At 66.0% G+C, this 18,538-nt stretch carries 21 protein-coding genes; 13 read left to right on the forward strand and 8 right to left on the reverse strand.

Features of this window, described 5'->3' with window-relative positions; genetic code table 11:
- Window positions 1–224: 224 nt before the first annotated feature.
- From ACSYS9_RS01765 to ACSYS9_RS01790, 6 genes are read left to right on the forward strand one after another with little or no spacing between them, the layout of a single operon-like run.
- Complete coding sequence (locus ACSYS9_RS01765) at window positions 225–701, forward strand: DUF2244 domain-containing protein (protein ID WP_004153894.1); 477 nt, start codon at window positions 225–227, stop codon at window positions 699–701.
- Between the two features lie 11 nt (window positions 702–712).
- A complete protein-coding gene (coxB, locus tag ACSYS9_RS01770; protein WP_049461911.1) occupies window positions 713–1,690 on the forward strand; it encodes a cytochrome c oxidase subunit II in 978 nt (325 codons plus the stop codon).
- 59 nt (window positions 1,691–1,749) lie between these two features.
- Window positions 1,750–3,357 carry a cytochrome c oxidase subunit I gene (gene ctaD, locus ACSYS9_RS01775; RefSeq protein ID WP_004153896.1) on the forward strand — a complete coding sequence of 536 codons (1,608 nt, stop codon included), beginning with the start codon at window positions 1,750–1,752 and terminating at the stop codon, window positions 3,355–3,357.
- An 8-nt stretch (window positions 3,358–3,365) separates the two neighbouring features.
- Window positions 3,366–3,602, forward strand: coding sequence for a hypothetical protein (locus ACSYS9_RS01780; protein ID WP_049461910.1), 237 nt, complete (start codon window positions 3,366–3,368; stop codon window positions 3,600–3,602).
- Complete coding sequence (locus tag ACSYS9_RS01785; protein WP_049461909.1) at window positions 3,599–4,189, forward strand: cytochrome c oxidase assembly protein; 591 nt, start codon at window positions 3,599–3,601, stop codon at window positions 4,187–4,189. The genes ACSYS9_RS01780 and ACSYS9_RS01785 overlap by 4 nt, the downstream gene beginning before the upstream one ends.
- Window positions 4,190–4,202: 13 nt before the next feature.
- Window positions 4,203–5,078 (forward strand): cytochrome c oxidase subunit 3, encoded by an 876-nt coding sequence (locus tag ACSYS9_RS01790; protein WP_049461908.1) that lies wholly within the window; start codon window positions 4,203–4,205, stop codon window positions 5,076–5,078.
- 20 nt (window positions 5,079–5,098) lie between these two features.
- On the opposite strand, the gene ACSYS9_RS01795 is transcribed toward ACSYS9_RS01790, so the two are convergent.
- Window positions 5,099–5,317 (reverse strand): twin transmembrane helix small protein, encoded by a 219-nt coding sequence (locus ACSYS9_RS01795; protein WP_005412025.1) that lies wholly within the window; start codon window positions 5,315–5,317, stop codon window positions 5,099–5,101.
- 57 nt (window positions 5,318–5,374) lie between these two features.
- On the opposite strand from ACSYS9_RS01795, the gene ACSYS9_RS01800 reads away from it, so the two are divergent.
- The 6 genes from ACSYS9_RS01800 (at window position 5,375) to ACSYS9_RS01825 (ending at window position 11,216) form a co-directional block, all read left to right on the forward strand.
- Window positions 5,375–6,091 (forward strand): SURF1 family protein, encoded by a 717-nt coding sequence (locus ACSYS9_RS01800; RefSeq protein ID WP_049461907.1) that lies wholly within the window; start codon window positions 5,375–5,377, stop codon window positions 6,089–6,091.
- A gap of 109 nt (window positions 6,092–6,200) precedes the next feature.
- The gene (locus ACSYS9_RS01805) at window positions 6,201–6,770 is read left to right on the forward strand and encodes a hypothetical protein (protein ID WP_032129724.1); all 570 of its coding nucleotides are present in this window, start codon (window positions 6,201–6,203) and stop codon (window positions 6,768–6,770) included.
- Between the two features lie 10 nt (window positions 6,771–6,780).
- Window positions 6,781–7,944: a COX15/CtaA family protein gene (locus ACSYS9_RS01810; protein WP_049421194.1), complete on the forward strand. Its 1,164-nt coding sequence runs from the start codon at window positions 6,781–6,783 to the stop codon at window positions 7,942–7,944.
- Window positions 7,945–7,948: 4 nt separating this feature from the next.
- Entirely contained in the window at window positions 7,949–8,842 is an 894-nt protein-coding gene (cyoE, locus tag ACSYS9_RS01815) for a heme o synthase (protein WP_010484229.1), read from the forward strand.
- 146 nt (window positions 8,843–8,988) lie between these two features.
- A complete protein-coding gene (locus ACSYS9_RS01820) occupies window positions 8,989–9,795 on the forward strand; it encodes a hypothetical protein (protein WP_049461906.1) in 807 nt (268 codons plus the stop codon).
- Between the two features lie 677 nt (window positions 9,796–10,472).
- Complete coding sequence (locus ACSYS9_RS01825) at window positions 10,473–11,216, forward strand: hypothetical protein (protein WP_143048147.1); 744 nt, start codon at window positions 10,473–10,475, stop codon at window positions 11,214–11,216.
- A 117-nt stretch (window positions 11,217–11,333) separates the two neighbouring features.
- On the opposite strand, the gene ACSYS9_RS01830 is transcribed toward ACSYS9_RS01825, so the two are convergent.
- The 6 genes from ACSYS9_RS01830 to rpsU form a co-directional block, all read right to left on the reverse strand.
- Entirely contained in the window at window positions 11,334–12,305 is a 972-nt protein-coding gene (locus ACSYS9_RS01830) for a bile acid:sodium symporter family protein (protein ID WP_049421191.1), read from the reverse strand.
- 28 nt (window positions 12,306–12,333) lie between these two features.
- Entirely contained in the window at window positions 12,334–12,834 is a 501-nt protein-coding gene (locus tag ACSYS9_RS01835; RefSeq protein ID WP_049461904.1) for a fused DSP-PTPase phosphatase/NAD kinase-like protein, read from the reverse strand.
- A gap of 27 nt (window positions 12,835–12,861) precedes the next feature.
- Window positions 12,862–14,601 carry a DNA primase gene (dnaG, locus tag ACSYS9_RS01840; RefSeq protein ID WP_071227447.1) on the reverse strand — a complete coding sequence of 580 codons (1,740 nt, stop codon included), beginning with the start codon at window positions 14,599–14,601 and terminating at the stop codon, window positions 12,862–12,864.
- A 61-nt stretch (window positions 14,602–14,662) separates the two neighbouring features.
- Window positions 14,663–15,583, reverse strand: a complete 921-nt coding sequence (locus ACSYS9_RS01845; RefSeq protein ID WP_049461902.1) for a YihY/virulence factor BrkB family protein — start codon at window positions 15,581–15,583, stop codon at window positions 14,663–14,665.
- A 105-nt stretch (window positions 15,584–15,688) separates the two neighbouring features.
- The gene (locus ACSYS9_RS01850; RefSeq protein WP_005415013.1) at window positions 15,689–16,132 is read right to left on the reverse strand and encodes a GatB/YqeY domain-containing protein; all 444 of its coding nucleotides are present in this window, start codon (window positions 16,130–16,132) and stop codon (window positions 15,689–15,691) included.
- A gap of 133 nt (window positions 16,133–16,265) precedes the next feature.
- Window positions 16,266–16,481 carry a 30S ribosomal protein S21 gene (gene rpsU, locus ACSYS9_RS01855; RefSeq protein ID WP_002808376.1) on the reverse strand — a complete coding sequence of 72 codons (216 nt, stop codon included), beginning with the start codon at window positions 16,479–16,481 and terminating at the stop codon, window positions 16,266–16,268.
- Between the two features lie 166 nt (window positions 16,482–16,647).
- Here rpsU and tsaD point away from each other — a divergent pair, with 166 nt between their 5' ends.
- Complete coding sequence (gene tsaD / locus ACSYS9_RS01860; protein WP_049461901.1) at window positions 16,648–17,673, forward strand: tRNA (adenosine(37)-N6)-threonylcarbamoyltransferase complex transferase subunit TsaD; 1,026 nt, start codon at window positions 16,648–16,650, stop codon at window positions 17,671–17,673.
- 142 nt (window positions 17,674–17,815) lie between these two features.
- On the opposite strand, the gene ACSYS9_RS01865 is transcribed toward tsaD, so the two are convergent.
- Window positions 17,816–18,481 (reverse strand): hypothetical protein, encoded by a 666-nt coding sequence (locus tag ACSYS9_RS01865; protein WP_049461900.1) that lies wholly within the window; start codon window positions 18,479–18,481, stop codon window positions 17,816–17,818.
- Window positions 18,482–18,538 lie beyond the last annotated feature (57 nt).

An 18,538-nucleotide genomic window follows, 5' to 3' on the forward strand; every position in this document is an offset into this window, starting at 1 on the left:
GCGGAAGTGCCCAACAGCCACCTTCGTGAAGCGCTGATAGCCCCTAGCTGCAGTGGATTCAGCGTGTTCAGCAAGCTTGGCAGGATTTGTGCTGAATTCGTCATTCGTGCCGCCGACCTCATGCTGTGTTGCAGCATGGTAAAAAGTGTGAATGCACCCTTGCTACCGGCGAGAGGGCGGGGCTACCATCGAGACGTTTCCCGCGGCAGGAACGCGGTTGCGACATGATCGAGGTGCTTCCAGCTCCGGATGGGTCAGGTACGCAGCTGCGGCTGCGTCCCCCACGGGCGCTCGATGCCCGGCAGTTCGTCCTGTTGTTCACCGTGTTGTCGGGTGCGATGTGGCTGGTGTCCGCCCTCGGGTGGTTGGCCGGCAATGCATTCGCCCCCCTGTTCGCGCTGCTGTACAGCCTGGTGCTGGCGGCGGCACTGCGTGCCTTGTGGCGCAGTGGTGAACGGCAGGAGGAGATCCGGGTAGTGCCGGCGTACGTGGAGGTCATCCCCGTACCCGGTGGATCGCCGGTGTTCCGGGCCCACCCCCACTGGGTGCGCCTGCTCACCGACGACGAGAGGGTCCGGCTGGCATCCAGCGGCCGGCAGGTGGAGGTGGGGAGTTTCCTCGCGCCGGCCGAACGTCAGACGCTCGCAGAGACACTTGAAAGCTTGCTCGCCGCCAGCGATGGCGGCAACCGACGACGCTAAGGGTCTAGGCAATGAAGCAAAGCAGCAGGTGGGGCACGAAGTGCGTTGCAGCGGTCGCCGCCATGGTGGCCGGGGGACTGATGCCGGCGTTGGCCTGGGCCCAGGCGGCCGATCCCAAGCCGTGGCAGCTGAACATGGGCAAGGGGGTGACCCAGACCTCGCGCCTGGCCTGGGAATCGAACAATCTCTCGTTGATCATCTGCACGGTGATCGGCGTCATCGTGTTCGGGGCGATGGCCTACGCCATCTTCAAGTTCCGCAAATCCAAGGGCGCGGTCGCCGCCACCTTCAGCCACAACACCAAGGCCGAGATCATCTGGACGGTGATCCCGGTGATCATCCTGATCGTGATGGCATGGCCGGCCACGGCCAACCTGATCAAGATGTACGACACCCGCGATGCCGAGATGACGGTGAAGGTCACCGGCTACCAGTGGATGTGGAAGTACGAGTATCTCGGCGAGAACGTCACCTTCACCAGCCGCCTGGACCGCGAGTCCGACCGCGTGCGGCAAAGTGGCATCGTGCCGACCCGCGAGACTCACCCGCATTACCTGCTGGATGTCGACAACCGCCTGGTGCTGCCGGTCGATACCAAGGTGCGTTTCGTCATCACCTCTGATGACGTGATCCACGCTTGGTGGGTGCCGGCGCTGGGCTGGAAGCAGGACGCCATCCCCGGTTTCATCAATGAAGCCTGGACCAGCATCGAGCAGCCCGGCGTCTACCGCGGCCAGTGCGCCGAGCTGTGCGGCAAGGACCATGGCTTCATGCCGATCGTGGTCGAGGCGGTGTCCAAGGAAGAGTTCAAGCAGTGGCTGGCGCAGCGCAAGCCGGCGCCGCCCGCCGAGCCGGCAACGCCGGCGGCACCTACCGAACCGGCGGCACCGACTGCACCGGCGAGCGAGGCACCGGCGAGCGAGGCACCGGCTGCGCCTGCTGCTGCAGAAGCGGGCAGCGCGCCTGCCACCGTGGCCAGCGGCGCGTGATGTAAAGCCCGCGGCCGTTCGCGGCCGTGGTGACAACCGATTCTGAGAGGTGTTTTGCAATGGCGCACTCGGCAGTTGGGCACGACGATCACCATCACCAGCAGAGTTTCTTCGAGCGTTGGTTCTTCTCGACCAACCACAAGGACATCGGCACGCTGTACCTGGGTTTCAGCTTCATCATGTTCATCATCGGTGCGGCGATGAGCGTGGTGATCCGCGCCGAGCTGGCGCAGCCGGGCCTGCAGTTCGTCAAGCCCGAGTTCTTCAACCAGATGACCACCGTGCATGCGCTGGTGATGATCTTTGGCGGCGTGATGCCGGCCTTCGTCGGCCTCGCCAACTGGATGATCCCGCTGCAGATCGGCGCGCCGGACATGGCGCTGCCGCGCATGAACAACTGGTCGTTCTGGCTGTTGCCGGTGGCCTTCAGCCTGCTGCTGCTGACCCTGTTCCTGCCCGGTGGTGCGCCGGCCGGCGGCTGGACGCTGTACCCGCCGCTGTCGCTGCAGGGCGGCTACAACGTCGCCTTCAGCGTGTTCGCCATCCACGTGGCCGGCATCAGCTCGATCATGGGCGCGATCAACATCATCGCCACTGTGCTGAACATGCGTGCGCCGGGCATCGACCTGCTGAAGATGCCGATCTTCTGCTGGGCCTGGCTGATCACCGCGTTCCTGCTGATCGCGGTGATGCCGGTGCTGGCCGGTGCGGTGACCATGCTGCTGACCGACAAGTTCTTCGGCACCAGCTTCTTCAACGCCGCCGGTGGCGGTGACCCGGTGATGTACCAGCACATCTTCTGGTTCTTCGGGCACCCCGAGGTCTACATCATGATCCTGCCCGCCTTTGGCGTGGTCAGCGAGATCATCCCGACCTTCAGTCGCAAGCCGCTGTTCGGCTACCAGGCGATGGTGTACGCCACCGCCGCGATCGCGTTCCTGTCGTTCATCGTCTGGGCCCACCACATGTTCACCGTGGGCATGCCGCTGGGTGGCGAGATCTACTTCATGTTCGCCACCATGCTGATCTCGATCCCGACCGGGGTGAAGGTGTTCAACTGGGTCAGCACCATGTGGCGTGGCTCGCTGACGTTCGAGGCACCGATGCTGTGGTCGGTGGCGTTCGTCATCCTGTTCACCATCGGTGGCTTCTCCGGCCTGATGCTGGCCATCGTGGCGGCTGACTTCCAGTACCACGACACCTACTTCGTGGTCGCGCACTTCCACTACGTGCTGGTGACCGGTGCGGTGTTCGCGCTGATCGCGGCGGTGTACTACTGGTGGCCGAAGTGGACCGGGCGGATGTACAGCGAGAAGTGGGCCAAGGTGCACTTCTGGTGGTCGATCGTGTTCGTCAACCTGCTGTTCTTCCCGCAGCACTTCCTCGGCCTGGCCGGCATGCCGCGCCGCATTCCCGATTACAGCGTGGCCTTCGCCGACTGGAACCTGATCAGCTCGATCGGCGCGTTCGGCATGTTCGTCACGCCGTTCATGATGGCCGCGATCCTGCTGTCCTCGCTGCGCAACGGCGAGAAGGCCGAGGCCCGATCGTGGGAAGGTGCGCGCGGCCTGGAATGGACGCTGCCGTCGCCGGCACCTGCGCATACGTTCACCACGCCGCCGACCATCCGCCCGGGGGATCTGGCGCATGACGACATCACGCATTGAGGTGGGGCATGCATAACGAAAGCCCGCTCCCGATCGGTAGAGTCGAACCATGCTCGACTGACGAAAAGCCGCCGAGCACGGCTCGGCTCTACAACAGCGAAGCGCAGCCGACCAGCGGTCGGCTCTACCAGGGTGGAAGCATCGAGCAGCAGCGCCAACGCGCCAGGCGCACCGCGCTCTGGGTCGGCGCCATCGCCGTGCTGGTCTACGTCGGCTTCATCCTCAGCGGGGTGATCGGCCGATGAGCGAGGCGCCGGCCACCACACCGTCACGCAGTGCGGGGCTGCCGCGCCTGATCGGCGTGGCGGTGGCGGTGTTCCTGCTCACGTTCTCGCTGGTGCCGCTGTACCGCATCGCCTGCGAAAAGGTATTCGGCGTGCGCCTGGAGCGCGGTCCCGGCAGCGAGGCCAGTACCGGCGCCGTGACCGGCAAGCGCACCGTGCGCGTGGAGTTCGATGGCGGCGTCAACTCGCGCCTGCCCTGGTCGTTCCATCCCGAACAGTTGACCATGGACGTGGTGCCGGGCGAGCTCAACGAGGCGCTGTACTTCGCCCGCAACGACAGCCAGCAGGCGGTGGTCGGCAGCGCGGTACCGTCGGTGGCGCCGGCGCGTGCGTCGGGCTTCTTCAGCAAGACCGAGTGCTTCTGTTTCACCGCGCAGACGCTGCAGGCCGGCGAGAAGCGCGACATGCCGGTGCGCTTCATCGTCGATCCGGACCTGCCGCCGGAGATCAAGACGATCACCTTGTCCTACACCTTCTACCGCAACGACGCGCTGTCCGATCGGCTGGCTCCGGCCGCCACCTCGGAAGGCGCGCACGCCGCACCCTGACCCGGATACCGACATGGCCCAGACACCGACCGATGCCAACGTGTACTTCGTCCCGGCCCAGAGCAAATGGCCGTTCGTGGGGTCCATCGCGATGATGGTGACCATGGTGGGCGTGGCCAGCTGGCTCAACGATGCCAGCTGGGGACGCTGGACGTTCTACATCGGCATCGCGATGCTAGTGCTGACCCTGTTCTGGTGGTTCAGCGACGTGGTGCGCGAATCGCAGGCCGGCAATTACAACCACCAGGTCGACGGATCATTCCGGATGGGAATGATCTGGTTCATCTTCTCCGAGGTGATGTTCTTCGGCGCCTTCTTCGGCGCACTGTTCTACACCCGCAACCTGGGCCTGTCGTGGCTCAGTGGCGAAGGCCGCGGTGTGATGACCAACGAGCTGCTCTGGCAGGGCTATTCCGCCGGATGGCCGACCAATGGCCCGGCGGCGATCGGTGGCACGTTCCAGACCATTCCGGCCTGGGGCCTGCCGCTGATCAACACGCTGATCCTGTTGACCTCCGGCGTGACCCTGACCATCGCCCATCACGCGCTGAAGGCGGGCAACCGTCGCCAGCTGCTGATCTGGCTGGGCCTGACCGTGGTGCTCGGCCTCGGCTTCCTGACCCTGCAGGCGGAGGAGTACATCCACGCCTACAAGGAACTGAACCTGACGCTCGGCTCGGGCATCTACGGTTCAACGTTCTTCATGCTGACCGGCTTCCACGGTGCGCACGTGCTGCTGGGCACGATCATGCTGATCGTGATGTGGCTGCGTTCGGCCAAGGGGCACTTCACCCGCGACAACCATTTCGGTTTCGAAGCCGCCGCGTGGTACTGGCACTTCGTCGACGTGGTGTGGTTGATGCTCTTCATGTTCGTCTACGTGCTTTGACCGCGCACGTATCGGTGGCCTCAGCCGCCGATGCCGTGCGGTTTTATCCAGCCCATGTAGATGCTCACGATCACCAGCAGGATCAACGCCACCGACACCGCGATGCGGCGGGTCAGTGCGTTGACCGTGCGCTTGGTCTGGCCGCGGTCGACCAGCAGGTAATACAGGCCGGCGCCCAGATTCCAGACGATGACGATCAGAAACGCGATTACCAGCAGGGTCTTCAGCGAATCACTCATGCGCGGCTCGAGGGCAGGGTGGATGCGCCTATCTGACCGCGTTTGCGCGGACTTGTCATGATGCGCCAGCACACGCGCGTGATCGGCTGGCTGTTGGCGGTGCTGGCGATGGCCGGTTTCAGCGCATTGGGGCTGTGGCAACTGCAGCGCATGCATGCCAAACAGGCAATGTTGGATGCGCAGGGTCCAGCTGTGGCGCAAGCGCTTCCGTTGTCGCAGGCCCTGGCGGCGCCCGGCGCCTTGCACGGCGTGGCCGACCACGGCCGCTTCCTGCCCGGCGTGGTGCTGCTGGACAACCAGACCCGGCATGGTCGCGCCGGGGTGAAGATCTATCGTCCGTTCCGCAGTGACGGAGGCAGCGTGCTGCTGGTCGACCTCGGCTGGCGCGCGCTGCCGCCGGATCGCACGCTGCCGGATGTGCCGGCGCCGCCTTCGCCGGTGGCGGTGCGTGGGTTATTGGCGCCGCCGCCGTCGGCGGGACTGGCACTGGGCCCGGCGTTCTCCGCTACCGATGAGGCCGGGCGTTGGCTGGCCAGCCGTTTGCCCGCCGAAGGCCTGGCGGCGGCGCTTGGCCTACCGGTATTGCCCGACCGCGTCCTGCGCCTGGACCCGGCACTGCCATTCGGCGACGAACGCGATCTGGACCTGCTGCCGAACACGCTGCCGCCGCAGCGTCACCTGGGCTACGCCGTGCAGTGGTTCGGCCTGGCCCTGACCGTGCTGGTGGTCGCGCTGGTGCTGGAGTGGCGCAGGAGACGTGCCGTGGCCCGGTAGTGCCGGCCGCTGGCCGGCATCCCCTCGGATTCCTGGATGCCGGCCAGCGGCCGGCACTACCGGGGCACCACACCCGCATCCCTTACCCAACCATGAGAAAATGCCCCGCATGAACACTGCTACGTCCCCGCAGGCGCGCGGCTCCGGCCGCCGGACCCTGGTGCTGCTGTTTGCCGTGTTCTTCGGTGCGATGGCACTGGCCGCCGTGCTGCGCTTCTCCGGCTGGCAACCGACCGGGCACCGCAATGCCGGCCAGCTGCTGAAGCCGCCGGTGGACCTGCGCCAGCAGGCGCCGACCCTGGCCAGCGGCCAGCCCTACGCCTGGAACCCCGAGGCCCGTACCTGGCGCCTGCTGGTGGCGCCGGCCGGTGCCTGCGACGCGCAGTGCGTCACTTTGTCGCAGGGACTGGGCAAGGTGTGGCAGCTGTTCGGCCATAACGCCGATAATGTCGAAATCCTGTGGCTGGGAACGCCACCGGCGTCGATCGCCTCGCTGCCCGCGCTGCGGCCGCTGGCTCCGTCGCCAGCACTGCGCGCGGCCCTGCCCGGCGTCGACGATCCGGCTGGCCTGCCGGTCTACGTGATCGATCCGAACGGCTTCGTGATCATGCGTCATGCCCCGGGCACCGACCTGGGTGGCCTGCGCAAGGACATGGCCACGTTGCTGAAACTGAAGTGAGTCCCGTTTGATGAGCCTTTCCGCGCGTCCGGCGCTGCACCGCAATTTCCACCGCCTGGCGTGGTTCGCCATGATCATGACCGCGAGCACGATCATGTTCGGCGCGTTCGTGCGCCTGTCCGATGCCGGCCTGAGCTGCCCGGACTGGCCGACCTGCTATGGCCAGGCCACCTGGCCGCAGCACGTGGAAGAGACCATCGGCCACCCGGCGGCGGAGATCCGCCCGCTGGAGACCCACAAGGCCTGGCGTGAGCAGGTGCACCGCTTCCTGGCTGGCGCGCTGGGCATCGAGATCCTGACCCTGGCCCTGTTGGCCACGCGCAAGCGGCGATTCGGAAGCACGGCGGTGGTGACCGCCTGCGTGCTGGTGGCCGCCGGCATACCGCTGTACATGATGGGCTGGCATGGCACGGCCAGCGTGCTGGCGTTGATCGGTGAGGCGATCCTGCTGATCGCCGCGCTGCGCTGGAGCAACATCGACCTGGCGCGCGCTGCATTGCTGACCCTGGCGGTGGTGATCTTCCAGGCCTTGCTGGGCATGTGGACGGTGACCCTGCTGCTCAAACCCATCGTAGTGATGGGCCATCTGCTCGGTGGCATGCTGATGTTCGGCCTGCTGGTGTGGATGGCCTGGCGCGCGACGCACATGCCGATCACGCTGGCCGAGGCGCCGAAGCTGAAGTGGCTGCTGCGCATCGGCGTGGCGGTGCTGGTCACCCAGATCGCGTTGGGGGGCTGGGTCAGCGCCAATTACGCGGCGCTGGCCTGCGGCGGTGGCAGCGCCTCGCTGGACAACTTCCCGCGCTGCGCCAACCAGTGGTGGCCGCAGCACAACTTCGTCGAAGGCTTCACCCTGTGGCGTGGCATCGGCGTGGATTACGAAGGCGGCGTGCTGGATGGCGCCTCGCGCATCGCCATCCAGATGGCACACCGCCTGTTCGCGGTGGTGGTGGCCCTCTACCTGCTGTGGCTGGGCGTGCGCCTGTTCCGGTTGCCGAGCATGCGTGGCTGGGCCAGCGCGTTGATCGCGCTGCTGGTGCTGCAGGTCACCCTCGGCATCCTCAATGTGAAGCTGGCGCTGCCGCTGGAAGTGGCGGTGGCCCACAACGGCGTGGCCGTTGCCCTGTTGTTCGTGCTGGTCAGCCTGCTGGCCCGCCTGCGTGCCCCGGACTGATTCCATGTTTTCCAATTACCGCCAGTACTGGGACCTGACCAAGCCCAAGGTCGTTGCCCTCATTGTCTTCACCGCCCTGGTCGGCATGGTCCTGGCCATCCCCGGCGTGCCCAGCTGGGAGCAGGTGCGCGCAGGCGTGCTCGGCTTCCTCGGTATCTGGCTGGCCGCTTCGGCCGCCGCGGCGATCAACCAGCTGCTGGATGCGCACATCGATGCGCAGATGGCGCGCACATCGTGGCGTCCGCTGGTGGTGGGCAAGGTCAAGCCGTGGCAGGTGCTGGTGTTCGCCGGCGTGCTGATCGTGTTGTCGATGGTCATCCTGGTGCTGTGGGTGAACCTGATCACCGCCGTGCTGACCTTCGCCTCGCTGATCGGCTACGCGGTGATCTACACCGTGTACCTCAAGCGTGCGACCTCGCAGAACATCGTCATCGGTGGCCTGGCCGGCGCGATGCCGCCGATGCTGGGCTGGGCTGCGGTGACCGGCATGCAGGGTTCGTCGGACTGGGCGTACTCGTCGCTGCTGGTGCTGATCATCTTCATCTGGACGCCGCCGCACTTCTGGGCGCTGGCGATCTTCCGCCGCGAGGATTACGCCAAGGCGGAAATTCCGATGCTGCCGGTGACCCACGGCGTGGTGCACACCCGCAAGCAGATCATGGTGTATTCGGTGGTGCTGGCGCTGGTCTGCCTGCTGCCGTACCTGGTGGGCATGAGCGGTGCGTTCTACCTGGGCGGCGCGATCGTGCTCAATGCGGTGTTCCTCTGGTACGCCTGGCGCATGCTCAATCCGCCGGACGAACTGTTCTCGATGAAGATGTTCTATTACTCCATCGTCTACCTGATGGCGCTGTTCGCCTTCCTGCTGGTGGACCACTGGATCCTGCCCTGGTTGTGAGGGGCTGCCCTTTGTAGAGTCGAGCCACGCTCGACTCAGGCCCGGTCTGATGGCGGGAGCATCCACGCACGGCGTGGATCTACTTGAACCGCGGTTGCTGCGTCGCCATTGCTGTTCCTGACCGCAAAGGAAAGGAAGGCGCAGGGATGCATTCGATCTTCCGTTGGACCACCGCGCTGCTGCTGGCGCTGGGTGTGGCCCTCACCGCGCATGCCGATGACACCGCCGCGCAGATCCGCCAGCATGCCGGTGAGCACCGCCTGCTGGTACTGGGCGAATTCCACGGCACCCGCGAGACCCCGTTGCTGGTACGCCAGCTGGTGGACGACTACAGCCGCAACGGCCCGGTCCTGCTGGCGCTGGAACTGCCACGCGCCGAGAACCCTGTGCTGCGCGACTATCTGGAATCCGATGGCGGGGCCAGGGCGCGCCGGCACCTGCACGGCCGCGCGTTCTGGACCGTGCGCGATGACCAGCATGATGGTCGCCGCAGCCGCGACATGCTGGCGATGATCGAAGGCCTCCGTGTGCTGAAGGCGCAGGGGCGCGTGATCGAAGTGGTTGGCTATGACGTCAATGCCAGCAGTGGCGGCAACCAGGCGCGCGATGACTTCATGGCAGCCGAATTGCGACGGCTCTATCGAGGGTTGCCAGACAATGCACGCATGCTGGTGCTGACGGGCAATGTCCACGCCATGCTGCGGCGGCCGGAAGGTATGCCGCCGGAAATGCAGAGGCAGCCGATGGCCTCCCAGCTGCGGGACCTGGATATCTACAGCGTGCGGTTGGGTGCGCTGCGTGGCCAGGCGTGGGCGTGCGCGGACCGTTGCATGGCGCGGCCACTTCCAGAGCAGGTGGCCACGGCGCCGCGGGTCGATGCCGATGCGAAACGGCCGTACGACCTGTGGGTGTGGATGCCGGAGTTGAGCGTCGGCACGCTGGTGGGCCCGTAACGGCAGGCAACCCATCCACGCATGGCGTTGATCTACTGGTGGTTCACGCCATCGGTGGGAGTAGAGCCACGCCATGCGTGGATGGGCTCTCACGGAACCCGGCGCAGCCAGTGTCGGGTTTCGCCCGGGAGGGCTGCAACTGCGCCCATCGACCAAGCCGTCGCGCTGTAGGGTTTTGCCGCGCTGTCAGCTTCCTGCACGCAAGGCGTCACAGATACCGACTGTTCCACCAGACCGGATCATCAACAGTAGATACACAGGTATTGCGGGATGACTCGCAATTCTGTGGAGCAATCAATGAGATGTCATGTTTCTCTGCCCATCGTTCTGTGTGCCGCGCTTACCAGCCTGGCTGGCAATGCGGCAGCAGAAATAAAAGCACTGAGTCGGGCCAACTGCATTGGATTCATCAACGAATCCGTGACCTATGAACGGCCCCAGTTTCGCAATTTTCAGGGGTCGGCCGTAACTAGGCACGTTCCCCTCGGGAACATTGAGCCGAAGCATGCTTTCGGTGCGCCTAACAATGGACTGTACTCCTGGCGATTTTACGCAGGCGATGGCAGTGATCCAGAACGAATGGTTGTTCACGGATATCACACATGGGTGCTGGGCGGACGCGTATTTACGCAACCCATGAGTGCGGTCGATTGCCAGCTTTCGGAGTGGTGAGCATCATGAAGATTCTTTGCTTTATCGCATTCTCGCTGGCCATGTCGATGTCAGCTCAAGCATCCCAGAATGAACCTGCTCCCGATGCGGTAGGGAGCTGGCTACACCAACGCGCCATGCAGGCTGCAATGCAGGAGGCCTCGGCAATGGGAAGATCGTCCGCCAGCGTGGGCAGCTACCAGATGGTGAAACTGGCAGACCTTGATGCCCCCCGAGAAGTGAAGCAGCAGCTTCGCGATGACATCGAACGATCCAACGGTGTCGTGCGGGTTGCAGCAGGGAGCATCCCAACGCAGGCCGAAATGCTGGCTGCCGTGCCGCGGACTCACCGCTCAACTCCAGAACTACGCCAGCGCCTGCCGCAGCCCCCCAGCAGGCTGGAAAGCAGCCTGCTGGGCGCAGCCGAGATGATTGGCATGGAGCCCAGTGGTGCGTTGGAGGGTGGAAAGTCCTCGGGCTTGAGCCGTTTCTACCGGCTGGAGGGTGTCGGCATCGTGGAGTTCAGCGAGAACAACTTCCTCGCTGCGGGCATGCAGATCGAGGTCATCGCGGAGGCGCAGAACACCGTGGTGGACGGCAAGCCCGCTCACCTCGGGAAGGTTGTGGATAGTGTCGGCCGTACTCGGGTTGAGCTTGTCTGGACGGGAGACAGCAAGACCTACAGTCTGACCGTCACGGGCGAGCCGGGCAGCGACGTGGAGCGCAACGCCCGAGTGCTGCACGACATCGCCGCGGCCATCGTGGATTAGCGGCGGCGTATGCGTCATCCACGCATGGCGTGGATCTACTGCGGGTTCACGCCATCCGCGGTTTGGTAGATCCACGCCGCGCGTGGATGGGCTCTCTACAAAAACCCGCGCGCCCAATCAGGGCGCGCGCTTCGCATACCGTTGCGCGATCACACCGCAGACGATCAGCTGGATCTGGTGGTAGATCATCACCGGCAGCACGATCGCGCCGAGGCTTCCACCGGCGAACAGCACCTTGGCGATCGGCACGCCGGTGGCCAGGCTCTTCTTCGAGCCGCAGAAGACGATGGCGATCTCGTCCTCGCGATTGAAGCGCAGGCGACGCGCGATGAAGGTGATCAGCGGCATCGCGATGCCCAGCAGCACGGCGGCCACGACCGCCACGGCCAGCAGCGAGAGCAGCGGCGTTTTGCTCCACAGACCCTCGGTGACGGCTTCGCCGAACGCCGAATACACCACCAGCAGGATCGTGCCCTGGTCGGTATAGCGCAGCAGCGCGCGCTGCTTCTCCACCCAGCCGGCGATCCACGGCCGCAGCAGGTGGCCGGCCACGAAGGGCACCAGCAGCTGCAGCATGATGCCGCCGATCGCATGCAGCGGGTCGTGCACGCCGCCGGAGGTACCGGCCAGTGCGGTCAGCAGCAGCGGGGTCAGGAACACGCCGAGGATGCTCGACAGCGAGGCGCTGCACACCGCAGCGGGTACGTTGCCGCGTGCCATCGAGGTGAACGCGATGGACGACTGCACGGTGGAGGGCAGGGTGCACAGGAACAGCACGCCCAGGTACAGCTCCGGCGTCAGCAGCCAGCCCGACAGAGGCTTGAACATCAGCCCCAGCAGCGGGAACAGGATGAAGGTGCAGGCCAGGATGGTCAGGTGCAGCCGCCAGTGCAGCATGCCGCCGATGATCGACTCGCGCGGCAGGCGCGCGCCATGCAGGAAGAACAGCGCGGCGATGGCGACGGTGGTGACATCGTCGAGCACGATGGCGGCGGCGCCCTTCATCGGCAGCAGCGAGGCCAGGCCGACGGTGCACAGCAGGGCGAGGGTGAAGTTGTCCGGTCGCAGGCGCGACCACCAGCGGGTCATGGTGGGCAGAGTCCTTGGTGCGGAGGGTTCAGGGCGAGGTGACCGGCGTGGCCAGGCGCTGGCGGGTGGCGGCTTCCAGCGACTTCAGGCCAGCACGCTGGCCCAGCTGAAGGGCCTGTTCGGGGCTGGCATGTTCGTAGCGTGCATTGACCAGGCCGAGCACGGCACCGGCGCGGTTGCCGGACGCACAGTGCAGCAGCACCGGCCCCTGGCTCTGCTGCAGGGCCTGGTGCACGGCACGGATGTTGGCCGCATCCAGGCCGTCGGCACCGGCCACCGGAATGCGTACGTAGCGCAGGCCCAGTGATTCGGCTACGCGGGTTTCATCAAAACCCCGGTCCTCGTCGGGCTGGCGCAGGTCGATCACGGTGCGCACGCCCTGTGCGGCCAAGGCCTGCAGCTGTGCGGCGCTGGGCTGGCCGCCGGCGTACAGGCCGGGGCGGACTTCGTTGAGGGGCGCGTCTTCGGCCAGGGCCGTCAGCGGCAGGCAGAGCGACAACAACAGCAGGCAGGTCAGGCGCAGCAGCATGGTCCTCTCCGTGAAAACGTTCTGCCGCTACAGGCGCAGTCCGGCGCGCGCCTTCAGCAGCTCGCGCAGTTCGTACTTGTCAGTATCGTCCAGGCCCTGCTGGCGCTGCTTTGCCAACAACTCCTCCAGACGTTGCACCAGCAGCTGTTTCTCCAGCTGGGCCACGGCGTCGTGCAGTTCCTGGGTCCAGCTGGCCTCGGTGCCAGGCAGTGTCTGCGCAGCCAGCGTGTGCAGTGATGCCTGTTCCTCGCGCCCGTCGAAGTGCTCCAGCAGGGCGCCGGTGCTGATGTCCGGGCGCTGTTCGACCAGTCCCAGCAGCTCCAGCAGCAGTTCCACGCCGGGCAGGCGCAGGCCCTGGAAGTGATGCTTGCCGCCCAGCGTCAGCGCCAGCGACGGCTGCTGCAGCAGCACGGCGATCGCGCCGCGCACCAGACTGCGCTTGGCCACGGGCTGGATCGTCCGCTGCGGCTGCCGTTGCGGCATCGGCGCGCGCGTGACCTGGGCAGTACCGCCCAGGCCGGTCAGCTGCGCCAGCTGCTGCTTCATCAGGTCGCCGAAGGCACCGTCGGGAATCTGCGCCAGCATCGGCTTGGCCCGCTCGGCCAGGCGTGCCTTGCCATCGAGCGTGCCCAGATTGATCTCGCGGGTCAGTTCGTCGAAGAAGAACTGCGACAGCGGCGTGGCCTGCTTCAGGCGCTCGTTGAACGCCTCGGCGCCTTCCTTGCGCACGATGGTGTCCGGGTCTTCGCCATCGGGCAGGAACAGGAAGAAGGCCTGGCGGCCATCCTTCATGCGCGGCAGCACCGACTCCAGCGCCTTCCAGCCGGCGCGGCGGCCGGCGGCGTCGCCGTCGAAGCAGAAGAACACATCCGGTGCGTTGCGGAACAGCAGCTCCGCATGGTCCGGCGTGGTCGCGGTGCCCAGTGTTGCCACCGCCTGGGTGACCCCGAACTGGAACAGCGAGACCACGTCCATGTAGCCCTCGACCACGATCAGCCGCTCGATCTTCTGGTTGGCCTGGCGCACCTGCCACAGGCCGTACAGTTCGCGGCCCTTGTGGAACAGCGCGGTCTCGGGCGAGTTGAGGTACTTGGGGCCGTCGTCCTTCTCGAACACGCGGCCGCCGAAGGCGATGACCCGGCCGCGGCGGTCGAAGATCGGGAACATCACCCGGTCGCGGAACTTGTCGTAGACGTGACCGCGATCGTTCTTGGAGAACAGGCCGGCGCGGTCGAGCAGCTTCATCCGCCGCTCGTCCTTGCCCAACGCATCGCGCAGGCCGCTGTAGCCATCCGGCGCGTAGCCGATCTGGAAGCGCGCGCGGTTCTCTTCATCCACGCCGCGGCCATCCAGGTAGCTGCGGGCCTTGTCGCTGCCCTGCAGGTTGCTCTGGAAAAACTTCGTGGCCGCCTCAAGCGCCGAGTACAGCTCGCGGCTGTCGTCCTGCTGCTGGGGGCTGCGCGGGTTCTCGCTGCGCGGCACTTCCATGCCGGCGCGCTTGGCCAGTTCATCCACCGCGTCGAGGAACTCGAGGCGGTCGTAGTTCATCAGGAAGCTGATCGCGGTGCCGTGCGCGCCACAACCGAAGCAGTGATAGAACTGCTTGGTGGGCGAGACCGTGAACGACGCCGAGCGCTCGTCATGGAACGGGCAGCGGGCGGCGTACTCCTTGCCCTGGCGCTTCAACGGCACGCGGCTGCCCACCACCTCGACGATGTCGGTGCGGGCCAGCAGATCGTCGATGAAAGCGTCGGGGATACGGGCCATGGGCAACAGGGCAGGGCGCGGTACAGGACCACGCGACGGAACCGGGGGCGGTTGCCCTAGTTTACCCCCTGTCGGGCACCTGGCTGGCGGTGGCCGGATCGATGCCGGCGGCGGCCAGGTGATGGCGCGCGCGCAGGCGCTCATCGATCACCGCGGTCATCAGCGCGCCAACGAAGAACACGACGGTCGCGTAATAGATCCAGACCAGTGAGATCACCAGCGCGCCCATCGAGCCGTAGGCACTGCCGGGGGCCACGGTGGCGATGTAGACGCCGATGCCGTAGCGGCCCAGTGCGAACAGTGCCGAGGTGATGACGCCGCCGATGAAGGCCTGGCGCCACGCCACGCGACGGTCGGGCAGGTAGTGGTACATGAAGGCGAAGCCGACTGCGTAAAGCAGCAGGCTGGTGACGTACCCCAGCGCGGGCAGGATCGAAGGCAGTTGCGCGAAGGCCACCTGCAGCACCGTGGTGGCGGTCATCGACAGGATCAGCAGGAAGCCCAGCGCCAGCACGACGCCGAACGAGAACACGCGCTTGCGCAGCCAGGCCTTGAGGCCTTCCAGGCGCTCGCCGCTGGTGCGGAAGATCAGGTTCAGTGCGTTCTGCAGCTGGGCGAACACGGCGGTGGCGCCGACGAACAGCAGCAGCGTGCTCCACACACCCGCCAGCGAGCCGACATCCGGCTGGTTGTCGGCGTTCCTCAGAACGGTTTCGGCCACGGTAGCCGCGCTGCTGCCGGCCACCGAGCTGATCTGGTCGATCAGTGCTTGCTGGGCCGGTGGGTACAGCGAGGCGGTCAGCCACAGCAGCAGCACCAGCAACGGCGCCATCGACAGCAGCGCGTAGAAGGAGACGGAAGCTGCTTGGGTCAGCACGTCGACGTCGATGAAGCGCTTGGCCACCGCCATCGGGAAGCTGTCCTGCAGGCGCTTGATGTACTTGTGCAGTGACACGTGAACGTTGGGCTCGGGTTCAACCATGTGTGCGGTTGTAGCAGGCGAGCGACGAAGGTGCGGTGAAGCGAGTGCATCAATGGGGTCAGAGCCCTTCCGCGTCGCGGAAGGGATCCGACCCCAAGTGCTGGATTACGCCAGCTGCTGCTTGACCAGCTTGGACACCAGGCCCATGTCGGCCTGGCCGGCGAGCTTGGGCTTCAGTGCGCCCATCAGCTTGCCCATGTCGGCCGGGCCGGAGGCGCCGGTTTCGGCGATGGCGGCCTGGATGGCGGCCACGATCTCGGCTTCGCCCATCTTGGCCGGCAGGTAGGCTTCGATGACCACGATCTCGGCGCGCTCGATCTCGGCCAGGTCCTCGCGGTTGGCGGCCTCGTACTGGCTGACCGAGTCCTTGCGCTGCTTGACCATCTTGTCGAGCACGGCGATCACGGCGGTGTCATCCAGTTCGATGCGCTCGTCCACTTCACGCTGCTTGATGGCGGCGTTGATCAGGCGGATCACGCCCAGCTTGTGCTTCTCGCCCGCCTTCATGGCGGCCTTCATGTCTTCGGTGAGCTGCTGCTTCATGCTCATGAGGAACCTCGTGGTGGTAGGTGGGGCGGGGCGGATGCCCGAACCCGGAAACGCAAAAAGCCGGCGACGCTCGCGCGTGCCGGCTTCGGCTCCATCGCGACAGGCAAGCCCGCCGCAATGAAGATGCGTCCGATCAGTACAGGCGCTGACGCTTGGTGACGTCGCGCGACGAGCGGCGCAGCTGACGCTTCACAGCAGCGGCGGCCTTGCGCTTGCGCTCCTGGGTCGGCTTTTCGTAGAACTCGCGCTTGCGGGTTTCGGCCAGCACACCGGCCTTTTCGCAAGTGCGCTTGAAGCGGCGAAGAGCAAACTCGAAGGGCTCGTTCTCGCGGACTTTGACGCTGGGCATGGAATCTCCGGGACACAGTAGAACCGGGTCACGCCCGGCGAGCCGCACATTATAGCGGCGAATAGACAAACTGCAAGCGGCCAACCCTGAATACGGGCCGGCGGTTCGAAAGCAGTGAGATCTGCACGTCCCCCGAGGGGGCGGCAGGGGCGTCATAATAGCAGGCATGCGAGTCCTTGGCATCGAATCTTCCTGTGATGAGACCGGCGTGGCGGTGTATGACACCGACCTGGCCGGCAGCGCGGCCCTGCGCGCCCATGCGGTCTACAGCCAGATCGCCCTGCACGCCGAATACGGTGGTGTGGTGCCCGAACTGGCCAGCCGCGACCACGTCCGCAAGCTGCTGCCGCTGGTGCGCCAGACCCTGGCCGACGCCGGTCTGGGTGTAGGTGATATCGACGGCGTGGCCTATACGGCCGGTCCCGGTCTGGTCGGCGCACTGCTGGTCGGCGCGGGCGTGGCGCGGTCGCTGGCCTGGGCGCTGGAGGTGCCGGCGGTGGGCGTACACCATATGGAAGGCCACCTGCTGGCCCCGCTGATGGAGGACGACCCGCCGGAAGCGCCGTTCGTGGCGCTGCTGGTGTCCGGTGGCCATACCCAGCTGGTGGCGGTGGACGCGATCGGCCAGTACCGCCTGCTGGGCGAGACCCTGGACGACGCGGCCGGCGAGGCCTTCGACAAGACCGCCAAGCTGATGGGCCTGCCGTACCCGGGTGGCCCGCAGCTGGCCAGGCTGGCCGAGCAGGGCACGCCGGGCGTGTACCGCTTCGCGCGACCGATGACCGACCGCCCGGGGCTGGATTTCAGCTTCTCCGGCCTGAAGACCCAGGTCCTGATGGCCTGGCGCGACAGTGACCAGAGCGAGCAGACCCGTGCCGACATCGCCCGGGGCTTTGAGGACGCGGTGGTCGAGACCCTGTCGATCAAGTGCGAACGCGCGCTGGAAGCGGCCGGCACCAACGTGATCGTGGTGGCTGGAGGTGTTGGCGCCAACAAGCGCCTGCGCGCACGCCTGCAGCAGATGGCCGAGCGTCTCGGCGGCCGTGCCTGCTTCCCGCGGCCGGCGTTGTGCACCGACAACGGCGCGATGATCGCCTTCGCCGGCGCGCTGCGGCTGCAGGCCGGCCAGTACAGCCCGCCGAAGGTGGATGTGACCCCGCGCTGGGACATGGCGACCCTGCCGGCGGTCTGAGCCCCCCGGCCGCGCGAACCGCTCGATCGGCGTTTGTAGAGTCGAGCTTGCTCGACTGGGCGCAATGACGGACACAGAGCAGTCGAGCAAGCTCGACTCTACAGGCAGGCCTCCGTAGCGCCGGGCCACGCCCGGCTACACATTACGGACGCCCTGCCAATGGCGACGCCGCCAACACCGTTGTCGCCCGCTCATGGCGCTGCAGCCAGCCCAGCGTATGCGGGCAGCGGGCGTGGATCAGCCGCCCGATCGCCGCCAGGTCGGCACCGATGTCGCGTTCCAGGATGGGTTCGTGGTGCGCGATGCGGTTGCGCAGGTGGCGAATGCGTCCGATGTCAGAGTGGATGGCTTTTCTGATGACGCTGGGATGAGCTGAGGGTGCATGCCGCAGAACTCCATTGAGTGCGGGTATCCATAGCGTGTCGTCGAAGCGACAGGTGAAAAGCTGCTGCCAGAACACCATCGGCAGCTTGGCGACGATTTCGGGTGTATCGGTCGTGCGGCCAGCAACCTGTTCCAGTGCTGCACGTGCGGAAGTACAGGACGAGGTTGGCAGCCTGCGTCGGAAGGCATCATTCCAGGGCCAACGCGGGCCATGCTGCCGGGCGAGCACGGTAGCAGCGGCGTTACGGGTGACCACTTCGCACAGATGGACCGGCATCATCAGTGCACCGCACATCCGCATGTTCCAGAGGTACAGGGATTCGGCCGTGACGTCGGGGCTGCAGGTCGATGCGATTCTCTCGTAAGTAGACAGACGCTCCGCTGACAACGCGCGCCGCAGTACATCGTGTGGAGCCATCGTCATGTGCGGTGGTGAAGGAGGGATCGATGTTCGCGAGAGTGGGCGGCGGCCACCATCAGG

It is taken from the genome of Stenotrophomonas sp. STK17_22, assembly GCF_051983905.1.
Lineage (GTDB): Bacteria > Pseudomonadota > Gammaproteobacteria > Xanthomonadales > Xanthomonadaceae > Stenotrophomonas > Stenotrophomonas maltophilia_A.